General features: G+C 71.8%; 13 protein-coding genes. 3 read left to right on the forward strand and 10 right to left on the reverse strand.

Annotated elements, in window-relative coordinates; translation table 11 throughout:
• The first annotated feature begins 568 nt into the window (after positions 1-568).
• Positions 569-1,594, forward strand: a complete 1,026-nt coding sequence (gene trpS, locus NW895_RS23500; RefSeq protein WP_289937832.1) for a tryptophan--tRNA ligase — start codon at positions 569-571, stop codon at positions 1,592-1,594.
• Positions 1,595-1,635: 41 nt separating this feature from the next.
• On the opposite strand, the gene proC is transcribed toward trpS, so the two are convergent.
• The 5 genes from proC to NW895_RS23525 form a co-directional block, all read right to left on the reverse strand.
• Positions 1,636-2,445, reverse strand: a complete 810-nt coding sequence (proC, locus tag NW895_RS23505; protein WP_289937833.1) for a pyrroline-5-carboxylate reductase — start codon at positions 2,443-2,445, stop codon at positions 1,636-1,638.
• A 64-nt stretch (positions 2,446-2,509) separates the two neighbouring features.
• A complete protein-coding gene (locus tag NW895_RS23510) occupies positions 2,510-3,265 on the reverse strand; it encodes an ABC transporter permease (RefSeq protein ID WP_289937834.1) in 756 nt (251 codons plus the stop codon).
• A complete protein-coding gene (locus NW895_RS23515; RefSeq protein ID WP_289937835.1) occupies positions 3,262-4,071 on the reverse strand; it encodes an ABC transporter ATP-binding protein in 810 nt (269 codons plus the stop codon). Before NW895_RS23515 ends, NW895_RS23510 begins: the two co-directional genes overlap by 4 nt.
• An 84-nt stretch (positions 4,072-4,155) precedes the next feature.
• Positions 4,156-4,668, reverse strand: a complete 513-nt coding sequence (locus NW895_RS23520; RefSeq protein WP_289937836.1) for an EamA/RhaT family transporter — start codon at positions 4,666-4,668, stop codon at positions 4,156-4,158.
• Positions 4,669-4,710: 42 nt separating this feature from the next.
• Positions 4,711-5,034 (reverse strand): SH3 domain-containing protein, encoded by a 324-nt coding sequence (locus NW895_RS23525; RefSeq protein WP_289937837.1) that lies wholly within the window; start codon positions 5,032-5,034, stop codon positions 4,711-4,713.
• Positions 5,035-5,215: 181 nt separating this feature from the next.
• Here NW895_RS23525 and NW895_RS23530 point away from each other — a divergent pair, with 181 nt between their 5' ends.
• The gene (locus NW895_RS23530; RefSeq protein WP_289937838.1) at positions 5,216-7,342 is read left to right on the forward strand and encodes a serine/threonine-protein kinase; all 2,127 of its coding nucleotides are present in this window, start codon (positions 5,216-5,218) and stop codon (positions 7,340-7,342) included.
• A gap of 76 nt (positions 7,343-7,418) precedes the next feature.
• On the opposite strand, the gene ilvD is transcribed toward NW895_RS23530, so the two are convergent.
• From ilvD to NW895_RS23550, 4 genes are all read right to left on the reverse strand, one after another.
• Entirely contained in the window at positions 7,419-9,272 is a 1,854-nt protein-coding gene (gene ilvD, locus NW895_RS23535) for a dihydroxy-acid dehydratase (protein WP_289937839.1), read from the reverse strand.
• A gap of 159 nt (positions 9,273-9,431) precedes the next feature.
• A complete protein-coding gene (locus NW895_RS23540; protein WP_289937840.1) occupies positions 9,432-10,058 on the reverse strand; it encodes a TetR family transcriptional regulator in 627 nt (208 codons plus the stop codon).
• A complete protein-coding gene (locus NW895_RS23545) occupies positions 10,055-10,879 on the reverse strand; it encodes a sugar phosphate isomerase/epimerase (protein WP_289937841.1) in 825 nt (274 codons plus the stop codon). The genes NW895_RS23540 and NW895_RS23545 overlap by 4 nt, the downstream gene beginning before the upstream one ends.
• Positions 10,880-11,016: 137 nt before the next feature.
• Positions 11,017-11,949 carry a Ppx/GppA phosphatase family protein gene (locus NW895_RS23550; protein WP_289937842.1) on the reverse strand — a complete coding sequence of 311 codons (933 nt, stop codon included), beginning with the start codon at positions 11,947-11,949 and terminating at the stop codon, positions 11,017-11,019.
• A gap of 71 nt (positions 11,950-12,020) precedes the next feature.
• Between NW895_RS23550 and NW895_RS23555 the strand changes: the two genes are divergently transcribed.
• Positions 12,021-12,884 (forward strand): hypothetical protein, encoded by an 864-nt coding sequence (locus tag NW895_RS23555; RefSeq protein ID WP_289937843.1) that lies wholly within the window; start codon positions 12,021-12,023, stop codon positions 12,882-12,884.
• Positions 12,885-12,895: 11 nt separating this feature from the next.
• Here the strand turns inward: NW895_RS23555 and NW895_RS23560 are convergent, their stop codons facing one another.
• The gene (locus NW895_RS23560) at positions 12,896-14,596 is read right to left on the reverse strand and encodes a hypothetical protein (RefSeq protein WP_289937844.1); all 1,701 of its coding nucleotides are present in this window, start codon (positions 14,594-14,596) and stop codon (positions 12,896-12,898) included.
• Positions 14,597-14,867 lie beyond the last annotated feature (271 nt).

Consider the following 14,867-nt stretch of genomic DNA (forward strand, 5'->3'; position numbering starts at 1 on the left):
AACGGTCGCTTCCTTTGTACTCACCCTCTCGGGCTTTCCTCCGGGCGCTTCCCTTCGGTGTTTCCGACTCTATCAGATCCTTTCGGGCCTGATCCCCAGTCAGCGGGGTTTGTCTTCGCGGCCGTTGGGCCGTTCCGACGAGTGAGACTTTAGCGGATTCCTGGCTCCCGACCTAATCGGGGGCTGCGTCCTTTCGAACGCGGATTCCTCATTTCGCAAATACGCATGCCAAAGACACGCCAGCGCACAACGACAGGTCGTCGATTGTTGGGTAGTACTTGCGGAATGGCTGCCCGGGGACCGACCGGAGTCGGCGCTCACGTCGGACAACCCGGAGAACACTACGGATCGGGTAGGGGCGTGTCAACTCAGGTCCCGAGGGCCCTCTGGAGGCGTACGCTGATGTGTATGAAGACGCGTACGTGCACCCAGCTGTGGTGGGCCGCCTGACGGCGGCCGTACTCACGTATGTACTCAACGGCCGCCGCCTCGGCGGCCGTTCTCGTATCTCCCTCCTCGGAAGGGCGGCCGGCGGGAAGCGGCGGTCCTCATCCAGGAGGTGGAGAAGATGACGCGGGTGTTCAGTGGGGTCAAGCCGACCGGGCATCTGACGCTGGGGAACTACCTGGGGGCCATGCGGCGGTGGGCTGCCGTCGATCAGCACCAGGCCGACGCGCTGTTCTGCATCGTCGATCTGCATGCCCTGACGGTGGAGCACGATCCGGCGCGGGTGCGGCGGCTGAGTCGGCAGGCGGCGTCGCTGCTGCTGGCGGCGGGGCTGGATCCGGAGTTGTGCACCCTCTTCGTGCAGAGTCATGTGGACGAGCACGCACGGCTGTCGTACCTGCTGGAGTGTGTGGCGACCGACGGTGAGACGCGGCGGATGATCCAGTACAAGGAGAAGGCCGCGCGGGAGCGGGCGCGGGGTGGGAGCGTGCGGCTGTCGTTGCTCACGTATCCGGTGCTGATGGCGGCGGACATCCTGGCGTACGGGGCGGATGAGGTGCCGGTGGGGGACGACCAGACCCAGCATGTGGAGTTGACGCGGGATCTGGCGGTGCGGTTCAACCAGCGGTACGGGCATACGTTCGTGGTGCCTCGGGCCACGCGTCCGGCGGTGGCGGCGCGGGTGATGAATCTGCAGGATCCGACGTCGAAGATGGGGAAGAGCGAGGACGTCGGTCCGGGGATCGTCTATCTGCTCGACGAGCCCGACGTGGTGCGGAAGAAGGTCATGCGGGCCGTGACCGACAGCGGGCGGGAGGTCGGGTACGACCGGGAGGCGCGGCCGGGAGTGGCGAATCTGCTGGAGATTCTGGCTGCCTGTACGGGTGGGGACCCCTCGGAGCTGAGCGGTGTGTACGAGTCCTACGGCGCCCTGAAGAAGGACACCGCCGAGGCCGTGGTGGAGGTGCTGAGGCCCGTGCAGGAGAGGCACAAGGAGTTGTGCGCGGATCCCGGTTATGTGGAGGGGGTGCTGCGGGATGGTGCGGAGAGGGCTCGGGCGATGTCCCGGCCGACCGTGGATGCCGCTTATCGGGCGATCGGGTTGTTGCCGGCGGCCGCTGGTACGGGTGTGACGGTGGCCCGGTAGCTGCGGTGTGCCGCCCCCGTCTCGTCGGGGGCGGCGTTCGGTCAGTTGTTGCCGGAGGCGAGTTCGCGGCTGCGGTCGCGGGCGGCTTCGAGGGCGGCGATGAGGGCGGCCCGTACGCCGTGGTTCTCCAGTTCGCGGATGGCGTTGATGGTCGTGCCCGCGGGGGAGGTGACGTTCTCGCGGAGCTTGACCGGGTGTTCGCCGCTGTCGCGGAGCATGGTCGCGGCGCCGATCGCGGACTGGACGATCAGGTCGTGGGCCTTGTCGCGGGGCAGGCCGAGGAGGATGCCGGCGTCGGTCATGGCTTCGACCAGGTAGAAGAAGTAGGCCGGGCCGGAGCCGGAGAGGGCGGTGCAGGCGTCCTGCTGGGACTCGGGGACGCGGAGGGTCTTGCCGACCGCGCCGAAGATCTCCTCGGCGTGGGCGAGGTGTTCGGCGGTGGCGTGGCTGCCGGCGGAGATGACGGACATGGCCTCGTCGACGAGGGCGGGGGTGTTCGTCATGACGCGGACGACCGGGGTGCCCTCGGCCAGGCGCTCCTCGAAGAACGAGGTGGGGATGCCTGCCGCGCCGCTGATGATCAGGCGGTCGGCGGGGACGTGCGGGCCGAGTTCGTCGAGGAGGGTGCCCATGTCCTGCGGCTTGACCGTGAGGATCAGGGTGTCGGCGGTCTTGGCGGCCTCCGGGTTGCTGACCGGGGTGACTCCGTAGCGGGTGCGGAGTTCTTCCGCTCGTTCCTGGCGGCGGGCGGTGACCATGAGGTCGGCCGGGGACCAGCCGGCCCGGATCATTCCGCTGAGCAGGGCTTCGCCGATCTTGCCGGTGCCGAGGACTGCGACTTTCTGGGTCATGGCTGGGGTGCCTCCGGGGGTGCGTCGTCCGGGGTCCATCCTCGCACCCGACGGGCTGGGTCGGTCACGCCGTCCGGCGTCGCAGGGTCGCGGCACCCAGGCCGAGGACCAGCAGGGCGCAGCCGGCCACGATCAGTACGTCCCTCAGGAAGGTGGCGGTGACGTCCGTGTGCCTGAGGACCTCGTTCATGCCGTCGACGGCGTAGGACATGGGGAGGGCGTCGGAGATGCCCTCCAGGACGGGGTGCATGTTCTCGCGAGGAGTGAAGAGGCCGCAGAGCAGGAGCTGGGGGAAGATCACTGCGGGCATGAACTGGACCGCCTGGAATTCGGAGGCCGCGAAGGCCGAGACGAAGAGGCCGAGGGCTGTGCCGAGGAGCGCGTCGAGCAGGGCCACCAGGAGGAGCAGCCAGGGGCTGCCGGTGACGTCCAGGCCCAGGAACCAGACCGCGAGGCCGGTGGCGAGGGACGACTGGATGATCGCGAGGGTGCCGAAGGCGAGGGCGTAGCCCGCGATGAGGTCGCCTTTGCCGAGGGGCATGGCGAGGAGGCGTTCGAGGGTGCCGGAGGTGCGTTCGCGCAGGGTGGCGATCGAGGTCACCAGGAACATGGTGATCAGGGGAAAGATCCCGAGGAGGGACGCGCCGATGTTGTCGAAGGTGCGCGGGCTGCCGTCGAAGACGTAGCGCAGCAGGAACAGCATCACGCAGGGGATCAGGATCAGCATCGCGATGGTGCGCGGGTCGTGGGTGAGCTGGCGCAGGACCCGGGTGGCGGTGGCCGTGGTGCGGGAGGCGTTCAGGGCGCTCGTCGGGCTCATCGCGTGGTCTCCTTCGTGCGGCCCGCTGCGATCGCTTTGTCGACCAGGTGCAGGAAGGCTGCTTCGACCGTCTCGGAGTCGGTGCGGGTGCGCAGGGCGTCGGGGGTGTCGTCGGCGAGGATCTCGCCCTCGCGCATGAGGAGGAGGCGGTGGCAGCGCTCGGCCTCGTCCATGACGTGGGAGGAGATGAGGAGGGTGGCGCCGCGGTCGGCGGCGAGGGAGTGGAAGAGGTTCCACAGGTCTCGGCGCAGGACCGGGTCGAGGCCGACCGTGGGTTCGTCGAGGACGAGGAGTTCGGGGGTGCCGAGGAGGGCCACGGCGAGGGAGACGCGGCTGCGCTGGCCGCCGGAGAGGTTGCCGGCCAGGGCGTCGGCGCGGGTGATGAGGTCGACGTCGGCGAGGACGCGGTCGACGTCGTGCCGGCGTTCGGCGGTGGGGAGGCCGGGGCTGAGGATCGCGGCGAAGTAGTCGAGGTTCTGGCGGACGGTCAGGTCGTCGTAGACGGAGGGGGCCTGGGTGACGTAGCCGATGCGGGTGCGCAGGCCGGGGTGGCCGGCGGGGTGGCCGAGGACGTCCAGGGTGCCGGTCACCTTGGCCTGGGTGCCGACGATCGCGCGCATGAGGGTCGATTTGCCGCAGCCGGAGGGGCCGAGGAGGCCGGTGATCTGGCCGCGGGGGACGGAGAAGTCGAGGCCGCGCAGAACGGTGCGGGAGCCTCGGACGACGGTGAGGCCCTCGGCATGGACGGCGGGGGTGTCGTCGGTGGGGGGCGGTTCGGGGCGTGGTGTACCGGGAGCATTATTCATCACGTGATGAATAATGCTCCTGGGGGTTGGCGCCGTCAAGCGTGGGAGCGTCGGAGAGGGGAGTTTCGGCGCCTGTGACAGGGCCTAGGCGCGGCGGCGCTTCTTCGAGGGGTTGCCGGTGCGGCGGGCGGAGCGGTTCTCGTGCTGGGTGCGGGCCCGGTCGTACTCGGCGCGGTGGAGTTTCTCGCCGGGGGCCTCGATGAGAGAGCGGCAGAAGTAGGCGAGGAGGGAGCCGACGAAGCCGACGGCCAGCAGGCCGCGGAGGGAGGCCTGGCGGTCGGGGTCGGGGCGCCTGGTGAAGCTGTCCCAGGTGTGGCGGAAGGCCAGTGCGCTGCAGATCGCGAACATCACGACCATGAGGAGCGCGACGAAGCCGCCGGTGCCGGCGATCCGGAGGCCCTGGTAGGCGGCGCGGAGGACGAGGCAGGAGGCGACGGCTGCGGCGAGGGAGCCGGCGGCTGCCGCGATACGGCGGATGGTGTAGCCGTGGTCGTGGTGGAGCCAGGTGGTGCCGAAGAAACGGATCGGCTCCGGGCGCGGTCCGGTGGGGGGCGTGGAGCCCGCGGTGGTGTCCGGGGTGCCGGTCTTGTCGCTCACGCGTCGATTATGGCTCCGGCACCGCCGCGGGCTCGGCGCGGGTCAGGAGCAGCGGGGGCGGATGTAGCCGTCGCTGCCGGTGTTGACGTACGCGTCCGAGACGAACTGGCCGCTGGCGATGTTGTCCCAGATGTTCGTGGTGCCGTAGGGCCCGGTGACCGTCGTGCCCGGGCTCTGGCAGTAGATGGCGACCTGGGCGCCCTCGGGCAGGACCTTGACGATCGGGTAGCCGGTGCCGGGGCCGCTGCGGACGTTGAGCCGGACGCCCGGGGCGACCGAGTAGTAGCGGAGCGATGTGGTGGTCGCCGTCGCGGTGAGGGCCTCCTCCTCGCCGCTCGCGAGTTCGTCGACACGATCGACAGACATGCTTTTCCTCCCCCGTTGAACCCATGACTGCCATGGGGTCCCGTTGATTCCCATGAGACGCGCCATGAAACATATGTGCGCGACTCGCACGCGGAGGCTAGCAAGCCGCCTCTGCCGGGGACGAGTCATGGACTAGGCTCCGTGCGTCGCGGGCGCGGACGAACGGCACGGGGGTGGTTCCATGGCGCCGCAGCAGAACGCCGGAGCGGGCGCGGAAGCGGAACTTCCCGAGTACGCCGGTCACTACCGTCTGGAGTCCTGTCTGGGGTCGGGCGGCATGGGGGTCGTGCATCTCGCGCGGAGTACCTCCGGGATGAAGCTCGCGGTGAAGGTGGTGCACGCGCAGTACGCGAGGGATCCCGAGTTCCGGGGGCGGTTCCGGCAGGAGGTGCGGGCGGCGCGGAGGGTGAGCGGTGCCTTTACCGCGCCCGTCGTCGATGCCGATCCGGAGGCGGAGCGGCCGTGGATGGCTACGCAGTTCATCCCGGGGCCGACCCTGTCGGAGCATGTGAAGCGGAACGGGCCGATGGACGCCGCGCAGCTGCGTCGGCTGACGGCCGGGCTCGCGGAGGCGCTGCGGGACATCCACCGGGTCGGGGTGGTGCACCGGGATCTGAAGCCGAGCAATGTGCTGCTCGCCGAGGACGGTCCGAAGGTCATCGACTTCGGCATTTCCCGGCCGAAGGACAGCGAGCTGCGGACCGAGACGGGCAAGCTGATCGGTACGCCGCCGTTCATGGCGCCGGAGCAGTTCCGGCGGCCGCGGGAGGTCGGGCCGGCCGCCGACATCTTCGCGCTCGGGTCGGTGCTGGTGCACGCGGCCACGGGGCGCGGGCCGTTCGACTCGGACAGCCCGTACATCGTGGCCTACCAGGTCGTGCACGACGAGCCCGACCTGCACGGCGTACCGGAGGAACTGGCACCGCTGGTGCGGTCCTGTCTCGCCAAGGAGCCGGAGGAGCGGCCCACGCCGGACGAGCTGATGCGGGAGCTGCGGTCGGTCGCGGCCTCGTACGACACGCAGACGTTCATACCGGCGCAGCGGACCGGTGGGGCGGAGGAGGAGCGCGAGACCGATGGGGCCGGCGGTTCGCCGGAGCCTGAGCCGCGGGTCACGGAGCCGGAGCGTCGGCTCGGGAGGCGTCTCGGGATGCGGGCAGCGCTCGGAGCGGGGGCGATCGGTCTGGCCGTCGTCGGTGTGCTGGCCTCGGTCCAGTTGTTCGGCGGCGGAGACCCGGCGGCGCAGAGCACCAGCCCGCGGACCGCGCCGGCCGGGTTCAGCGCGTGGGAGGCGACGCCGCTGTCCAAGGGGAGCGTCCCCCAATGTGCTTACGGTGCGGGGAAGTTGCTCTGTGCGCAGACGGGGCGGGTGTTCGCCCTCGACCCGGCCGACGGCCGACTGCTGTGGCGGCACGCGGTCGCGAAGACGCCCCCGAGCGGACCGCCCGTCGTGTCCGGTGGGCTGGTGCAGCCGTCGCTGGAGCGGGGGCGGCCGCTGGAGGCGCTCGATCCGGCCTCGGGCAAGGTTCGCTGGCAGTGGGACCGGGCGGCGTACAACGGCCTGCGGTGCGCCGGCGGCATGCTGTTGCTCACCGGTACCGACGGAGCGGTCACCGGGGTGGACAGTGCCTCGGGGGACACGAAGTGGAGCCACGGGATTCCCGGGCACGGCATGCCGATCTTCGCGTCGTTCGCCGGGGACCGGCTGGCGTACGCGGTGAGCACCTCCGGCGACGGGTCGAGCACGCGGGTGACGGCGGTGGATCCGGGTACGGGCGAGGTGCGCTGGGACGCGCGGCTGGACGGAAGCCTGCAGCCGGTCGGTTCGGTGGGTGGCTCCCTGGTGTTCGTCTCCGTCGACGCGGTCTACGGGGACGCGCGGGCCGTGGTCCGCTACACGCCGGGCACGCGGGCGGTGCGGCGGGTGGCGCTGCCCGTGCGGGTCGCCCAGCCCCAGGGCACCGTGCGCGGGAACATGGTCTACCTCACGGGGGCCGGCGGATCGCTCGTGGCCGTCGATCTGGAGGGGCGCAAGGAGCGGTGGCGCCTGGAGACGGGTCTGGCCCGTGGCTCCGCGCCGGTCGCGGACGGCCGGCATGTGTATGTCACCGCCCCCGACGGGCGGCTCCTCGCCGTCGGCGCCCGCGACGGGAAGCTGCTCGGGCAGACGCCCACGCGGCTCGGTACGAACACGGACCGTGTCCCGGCGACCCTGCCCGAGCCTGTGATCGCGAGCGGGCATGTCTACGCGGGCGCCCCCGACGGCACGGTGTTCGCGGTGGACGGACGCGACCCGTCGGTCTGGTAGGCCCCGGCCGCCGCCGGCGCACGCGAAAGGGCCGCCCCCGTCGAGCAGGAGGCGGCCCGGCCGAGCCCGGTGAGCCTCAGCCCAGCTTGCTGACGTCCCGCACGGCGCCCTTGTCCGCGCTGGTGGCCATCGCCGCGTACGCCCGCAGCGCGGCCGAGACCTTGCGGTCGCGGTTCTTCGGGGCGTACGTCCCGTTCAGCGCCTGCTCGCGGCGGGCCAGCTCGGCGTCGTCGACCAGCAGCTCGATCGAGCGGTTCGGGATGTCGATGCGGATCCGGTCGCCGTCCTCGACCAAGGCGATGGTGCCGCCGCCGGCCGCCTCCGGGGACGCGTGGCCGATGGAGAGGCCGGAGGTGCCGCCGGAGAAGCGGCCGTCCGTGACCAGCGCGCAGGCCTTGCCCAGGCCGCGGCCCTTCAGGTAGGAGGTCGGGTAGAGCATCTCCTGCATGCCCGGGCCGCCCTTGGGGCCCTCGTAGCGGATGACGACGACGTCGCCCTCCTTGACCTGCTGGGTGAGGATCTTCTCGACGGCCTCCTCCTGCGATTCGCAGACGACCGCCGGACCTTCGAAGGTCCAGATCGACTCGTCGACGCCGGCGGTCTTCACCACGCAGCCGTCGACCGCGAGGTTGCCCTTGAGGACCGCGAGGCCGCCGTCCTTGGAGTACGCGTGCTCGACGGAGCGGATGCAGCCGCCCTCGGCGTCCTCGTCGAGCGCCTCCCAGCGCTCGGACTGGGAGAAGGCTTCGGCGGAGCGGACACAGCCGGGGGCCGCGTGCCACAGCTCGACCGCCTCGGCGGACGGGGAGCCGCCGCGCACGTCCCACGTCTTCAGCCAGTCGGCCAGGGAGGGGCTGTGAACGGAGTGCACGTCCTCGTTCAGCAGGCCCGCGCGGTGCAGCTCGCCGAGGAGGGCGGGGATACCGCCGGCGCGGTGCACGTCCTCCATGTAGTACGTGCGGTTCTTCGCGACGTTCGGAGCCACCTTGGCCAGGCAGGGGACGCGACGGGAGACCGCGTCGATCTCCGCCAGGCCGAACGGGACGCCCGCCTCCTGGGCCGCTGCCAGCAGGTGCAGGATCGTGTTGGTCGAGCCGCCCATGGCGATGTCCAGGGCCATGGCGTTCTCGAAGGCCGCGAAGGTGGCGATGGAGCGGGGCAGGACCGTCTCGTCGTCCTGCTCGTAGTAGCGGCGGGTGAGGTCCATGACCGTGTCGGCGGCCCGCACGTACAGCTCCTTGCGGGCCGTGTGGGTGGCCAGGACCGAGCCGTTGCCGGGGAGGGAGAGGCCGATGGCCTCGGTGAGGCAGTTCATCGAGTTGGCGGTGAACATGCCCGAACACGAGCCGCAGGTCGGACAGGCGTTCTCCTCGATGCGGAGGATGTCCTCGTCCGAGACCTTGTCGTTGACGGCGTCGGAGATCGCGTCGACCAGGTCGAGCGTGCGGACCGTGCCGTCCACGAGGGTGGCGCGGCCGGACTCCATCGGCCCGCCGGAGACGAAGACCGTCGGGATGTTCAGGCGCAGGGCCGCGTTGAGCATGCCCGGGGTGATCTTGTCGCAGTTGGAGATGCAGATCAGGGCGTCGGCGCGGTGCGCCTCGACCATGTACTCCACGCTGTCCGCGATCAGGTCGCGGGAGGGCAGGGAGTACAGCATGCCGCCGTGGCCCATCGCGATGCCGTCGTCGACGGCGATCGTGTTGAACTCGCGCGGGATGCCGCCGGCCTCCTTGACGGCCTCGCTGACGATCCGGCCGACCGGCGCCAGGTGGGTGTGGCCCGGCACGAACTCCGTGAAGCTGTTGGCGACCGCGATGATGGGCTTGCGGCCGATGTCCGCACCGGGTACACCGGAGGCGCGCATAAGGGCGCGGGCGCCCGCCATGTTGCGGCCGTGGGTGACTGTGCGGGACCTCAGCTCGGGCATCTTCGCTCGCTCCTTCGGAGAGTTCTGCCAGAGGGCGCTTGATTCTGTCAGAGGGCGCTGACAGATCTCTGATTGCCATCGAGCGTACGCCCGTCATCCAGAGGGCGGACACGTTGTCCGGAATGCGGGATGTACGTCTCATCCCGTACGGGGGGGTGCTCACCGTCCGGTGAGATGGCCCTGCACCACCGGCGCCACCCGCGCGATGATCTGCTCCGGGTCCGCCGAGGCCAGCGGTTCCACCCTGATCACGTACCGGATCATGGCGATCCCCACCAGCTGGGCGGCGGCCAGCTCGGTGCGCAGCTCCGCGTCGGGCAGGTCCAGCCGGTCGGCGATGCGGCGCAGCACCTGGGTGGAGAGCAGCCGGCGGAAGACGGCGGCCGCGGCCTCGTTGTTCACGGCCGAACGGACGATCGCGAGAAGCGGCGTCCGGGTCACCGGGTTCTCCCAGAGGCCGATGATCATGCGGGTGAGCCGCTCTCCGACGTCGTCCGGCGGGCCTTCGAGGACGGTGTCCCGGGCCCTGAGCACGGGCGCGAAGGCCACCTCGACGGCCGCCTCGAAGACCTGCTCCTTGGTGCCGAAGTAGTGGTGCACGAGCGCCGGGTCCACGCCCGCCGCCTTGGCGATGCCGCGTACGGACGTCTTCTCGTAACCGCGTTCGGAGAACTCCTCGCGGGCCGCGGTCAGGATGCGGTCGCGGGTGTCGCCGGACTCCGTACGCGGGGGGCGGCCCCGGCGCCGGGAGGCCGGGGAGGTCCCGGGCGCGGTCGCGTCGCTCACCGCCGGGGCACCCCTGCCGCCGAGGCCAGGTGCAGACGTGTGAAGGCCAGCGCCTCCGCCAGGTCGGCCTCCCGCTCGGCGCTCGACATCGCGCGACGGGTGTTGACCTCGATGACGACATGGCCGTCGAAGCCGCTCAGGGCGAGCCGCTCCAGCACCTCGGCGCAGGGCTGGGTGCCGCGGCCGGGCACGAGGTGCTCGTCCTTGGCCGAGCCCCGGCCGTCGGCCAGGTGGACGTGGCCGAGGCGGTCGCCCATGCGGTCGACCATGTCGAGCGCGTCGGTGCGGGCCGTGGCGGCGTGGCTGAGGTCGATCGTGAAATGCCGGTAGTCGTCCTTGGTCACGTCCCAGTCGGGGGCGTAGGCGAGCATCTCGCGGTCGCGGTAGCGCCACGGGTACATGTTCTCGACGGCGAACCGTACGTCCGTCTCGTTCGCCATCCGCCAGATTCCGGCGACGAAGTCCCGGGCGTACTGGCGCTGCCAGCGGAACGGCGGGTGGACGACGACCGTGCCGGCGCCGAGCTTCTCGGCCGCCGCCTGGGCCCGCTGGAGCTTGGTCCAGGGGTCGGTGGACCACACGCGCTGCGTGATGAGCAGGCACGGGGCGTGCACGGCCAGGATCGGGATCTGGTGGTAGTCGCTGAGTCTGCGCAGCGCCTCGATGTCCTGGCTGACGGGGTCGGTCCACACCATGACCTCGACTCCGTCGTACCCGAGGCGCGCGGCGATCTCGAAGGCCGTCGCCGTGGACTCCGGGTAGACGGAGGCCGTCGACAGGGCGACCTTCGCATCCGGGATGCGCACCGCTGGTTCTGCCACGAGGACAGGTTACGGGGTTGGGTCGGGTGCCCATTCGCCGTTGTGGTGTTCGCCACGGGCGCGTGCGGGTCGCCTGGGGTCGATCGCGCCACGCGGCGGAGCCGCAGAGGACACAGGCCCGCGCCCCTTCCGGGGCGCTATACCGACCGCATGTGATCGAGCCGTCGCAGGATCACACCCTCCCTCAGGGCCCATGGGCAGATCTCCAGGTTCTCCACGCCGAAGAGGTCCATCGCCGCCTCGGCCACCAGCGCCCCGGCGAGCAGCTGTCCTGCCCTGCCCTCCGAGACTCCCGGCAGCTCGGCACGCTGCTCGGCGGTCATGGCGGCCAGGCGGGGCACCCAGGCCTCCAGGGACTGGCGCTTGAGTTCGCGCTGGACGTACAGGCCCTCCGCGGAGCGGGCGGCACCGGTGATGCGGGCCAGCTGCTTGAAGGTCTTGGAGGTGGCGACGACGTGGTCGGGGGCGCCGAACCGGCTGAATTCGCCGACCGTGCGGGCGATCTCCGTACGCACGTGCCGGCGCAGGGCCCGGACGTCGTCGGGGTCGGGCGGGTCGCCGGGGAGCCAGCCGGCCGTCAGACGGCCCGCGCCGAGCGGCAGGGACACGGCGGCGTCGGGTTCCTCGTCGATGCCGTAGGCGATCTCCAGGGAGCCGCCGCCGATGTCGAGGACGAGCAGCTTGCCCGCGGACCAGCCGAACCAGCGGCGGGCCGCGAGGAAGGTGAGCCGGGCTTCCTCCTCGCCGGTGAGGACCTTCAGCTCGACGCCGGTCTCGTCCCGCACCCGCGCGAGGACGTCGTCGGCGTTGCTGGCCTCGCGCACGGCGGAGGTGGCGAACGGCAGCAGGTCCTCCACGCCCTTGTCCTCGGCGGCCTGGAGCGACTCGTGGACGACGGAGATCAGTTTGCCGACCCCCTCGGGTCCGATGGCCCCGTCCTCGTCGAGCAGTTGGGCGAGGCGCAGCTCCGCCTTGTGCGAGTGCGCGGGCAACGGGCGCGCGCCTGGGTGCGCATCCACGACCAGCAGATGCACCGTGTTCGAACCCACATCGAGGACACCGAGTCTCATGTACGGAACGCTACTGCCAGCTGGGCGGACAGCGGTCCCGGGCCGGGCCTTGGGCGACTTACCCTGGACGGGTGCCAAAGACGAAAAAGGCGAAGGACGAAAAGAGTGACAAGGCGGCCAGGAAGGCCAAAACCGCCAAGGGTTCTTCGCAGATGAGTGCACCGGACAAGTCGAGGAACGCCCCTGATGACGAGAAGGGCCTCGACTTTGCGCGCGCGTGGGTGGAGTTCCCTGATCCGGCGGACGACGAGCAGGTCTTCCGCTGCGATCTGACATGGCTGACCTCTCGCTGGAACTGCATCTTCGGCAGCGGCTGCCAGGGCATCCAGGCGGGCCGCGCGGCCGACGGGTGCTGCACCCTGGGTGCCCACTTCTCCGACGAGGACGACGAGAAGCGGGTGGCCGAGCATGTGGCGAGGCTCACGCCGGAGATCTGGCAGCACCATGACGAGGGCATGGCGCACGGCTGGGTCTCGGAGGACGAGGACGGCGAGCGGCAGACCCGCCCGTACCAGGGCTCGTGCATCTTCCAGAACCGGCCCGGCTTCTCCGGTGGGGCGGGGTGCTCGCTGCACATCCTGGCGTTGCGGGAGGGCCGTGAGCCGCTGGAGACGAAGCCGGACGTGTGCTGGCAGCTGCCGGTCCGGCGGACCTTCGAGTGGATCGACCGGCCCGACGACACGCGGGTGCTGCAGGTGTCGATCGGTGAGTACGACCGGCGGGGCTGGGGCCCGGGCGGCCACGACCTGCACTGGTGGTGCACGTCGGCGACCTCGGCGCACGGCGCGGGCGAGCCGGTGTACGTGTCCTACCGGGCGGAGCTGACCGAGCTGATGGGCAAGGCGGGCTACGACCGGCTGGTCGAACTGTGCGAGGAGCGGCTGGCCTCGCAGCTGCCGTTGCTGGCGCCGCATCCGGCGGACCCGGTGGACTGAGCCACCGGGTGTCATGAGGCCGACGGGCTCGGAGCGCTGCCGTCGCCGGGCGGGGGCGGCGGGCTCGCGGGATCCGTCGGGGCCGGGTCGGTGGGCGTCGGGTCCGGGGCGGGCGTCGAGGGCGGGTCGCTCGGGGTGGGCTCGGCGGGGGCCGATGCCGTCGGCGCCGGGTCCGGGGCGGGCGGGACGCCGGGGCTGCTGGGGCGGGGGCTCGGGTGGGAGGGGCCGGGCGCGGTGCCGTAGCCCTCGATGGAGACGACGGCGCCGGCGGGTGAGACGGCCACCTGCGCGCTCCAGAACCCGGACGGCTCGCGCAGATGGTCGACGTACACCTTGATCGTGAGCGTCTCGCCGGGGCGGAGGGTTCCCGACGACTGGCTGAGGTAGAGCCAGGGGGCGGTCGTGGACGCGGACCAGTGGACCGGGGCGGCGCCGGTCGCGGTGAGGGTGACGAGGGTGGTGTCGCCGCTGTGGCCGGCCGTCACCGTCAGATGGCCCGCGCCCTTGCGGCCGGCTCCGGTGACGCCGATGACCTCCACGGAGACGTCGGCCTTGCCGTCCTTTCCGAAGCGGGGGCCGGGTCTGGTACTGGCGTTGCCGGCGTTCGCGTAGCCGCCGCCCACCGCCTCGCCGTCCAGGGCGTCCGGTCCGTGCGCCTCGCCGGCGGTGGCCGAGTGGCCCGCGCCCTCGCCGACCGGGGTGCCCCGGTAGGCCGCCCACAGGGCGAGGACGGGGGCCGCCACGACGGTGGCGATGACGGTCGTCGTGACGGCACGCGCGCGTAGGCGGTCCCTTCGGGCCGCGCGGTCCTTGGGGTCCATGGGGAAACCACGCCGGTCGAAGCGGGGTGCGGCGCCCCGCGCGCGCGGGAGGTGCGTCATGGCGTGGTGCAGGGCGGCGCGGGGCGCCGGAAGGACGGGCAGCGCGGCGGGCGTGACGCTGGTGCCGGGCCAGCGGCCGGGGATCGCGCCCTCGGCGGTACGGCGGCACCGGGGGCAGTCGTCGACGTGCCGGACGAGCTCGCGGCGCAGGGCGGCGCCGAGCACGAGCTGGTGGTCGCCGGTGAGGCGGGCCACGCTCGGGCAGGTGCCGGTCTCGACGACGGCGAGGGCCGCGCGGGTGCGCTCCACCTCGCAGGCGGCGGAGGCCAGCAGGTCGCGGGTGGCGGCCAGGCCCATGCCGAGGACGGCGGCGACCTCGTGGGCGGCCAGGTGGTGGCGCACGGCGAGCTCGAGCGCCTCGCGCTGCTCCGGGGTGGTGCCGGCGGCCTCCGGCCAGGCCAGCTGGGCCAGTTCGTCGCGGCGCTGCTCCTGGACCTCCTCGGAGACGGTCGGAGCGGTGGGCTCCTCTCCCCGGCGCGCGTCGCCGTGCCGTCCCGCCGCGTGCGTGCCCTGACGTTTCTGCTTGGCCTCGGCCAGCTTGCGCAGGCACGCCCAGCGGGCCAGCGCGTACAGCCAGGCCCTGCGGTCGCCGGCCGCGCCCGGGCCGCGGCGCTTCTCGGCGAGCGCGAGGGCGTCGCCCAGGGCTGCGGTGGCCGCGTCGTGGTCGCACAGCACGGACAGGCAGTAGGTGAACAGGCCGTCGAGATACGGCTCGTAGCGCCCGGGCGGTCGCTGCACCAGCGTGCGAGCGGCGGCGCGGTCACGCGGTTCCCGCTGCGGCCGGTGGGCGCCGCTCGTGCGGGTCGTGGTCTCGGGACTGCTGCTCATCATCCGGTGACCGTAGGGGGCTGGGGGTGGGGGCTTCTCCCCCGTTCAGCACTTTTAATCCATACGGGTGAAACGATCCCTCATAAGGGGACAGGAGGGGTTGGTTCCGGGGGCGGTGCGGGTCATCGGCGCGACGCGGGGAGGGGGGCGGAAGCAGGGCCCGGGGGACCGGGGAGGGCGGATCACCGGCGCCGGATCCGGGCGGCGCATGCCCGTCTCGCCGCGTCCCCGGCAGGCCCCCGCCGACGGGGGGCGCCCAGCCGCGGGCTCCCGC

Origin of the sequence: Streptomyces sp. S.PNR 29, assembly GCF_030386795.1 — a bacterium.
Taxonomy (GTDB): Bacteria; Actinomycetota; Actinomycetes; order Streptomycetales; family Streptomycetaceae; genus Streptomyces.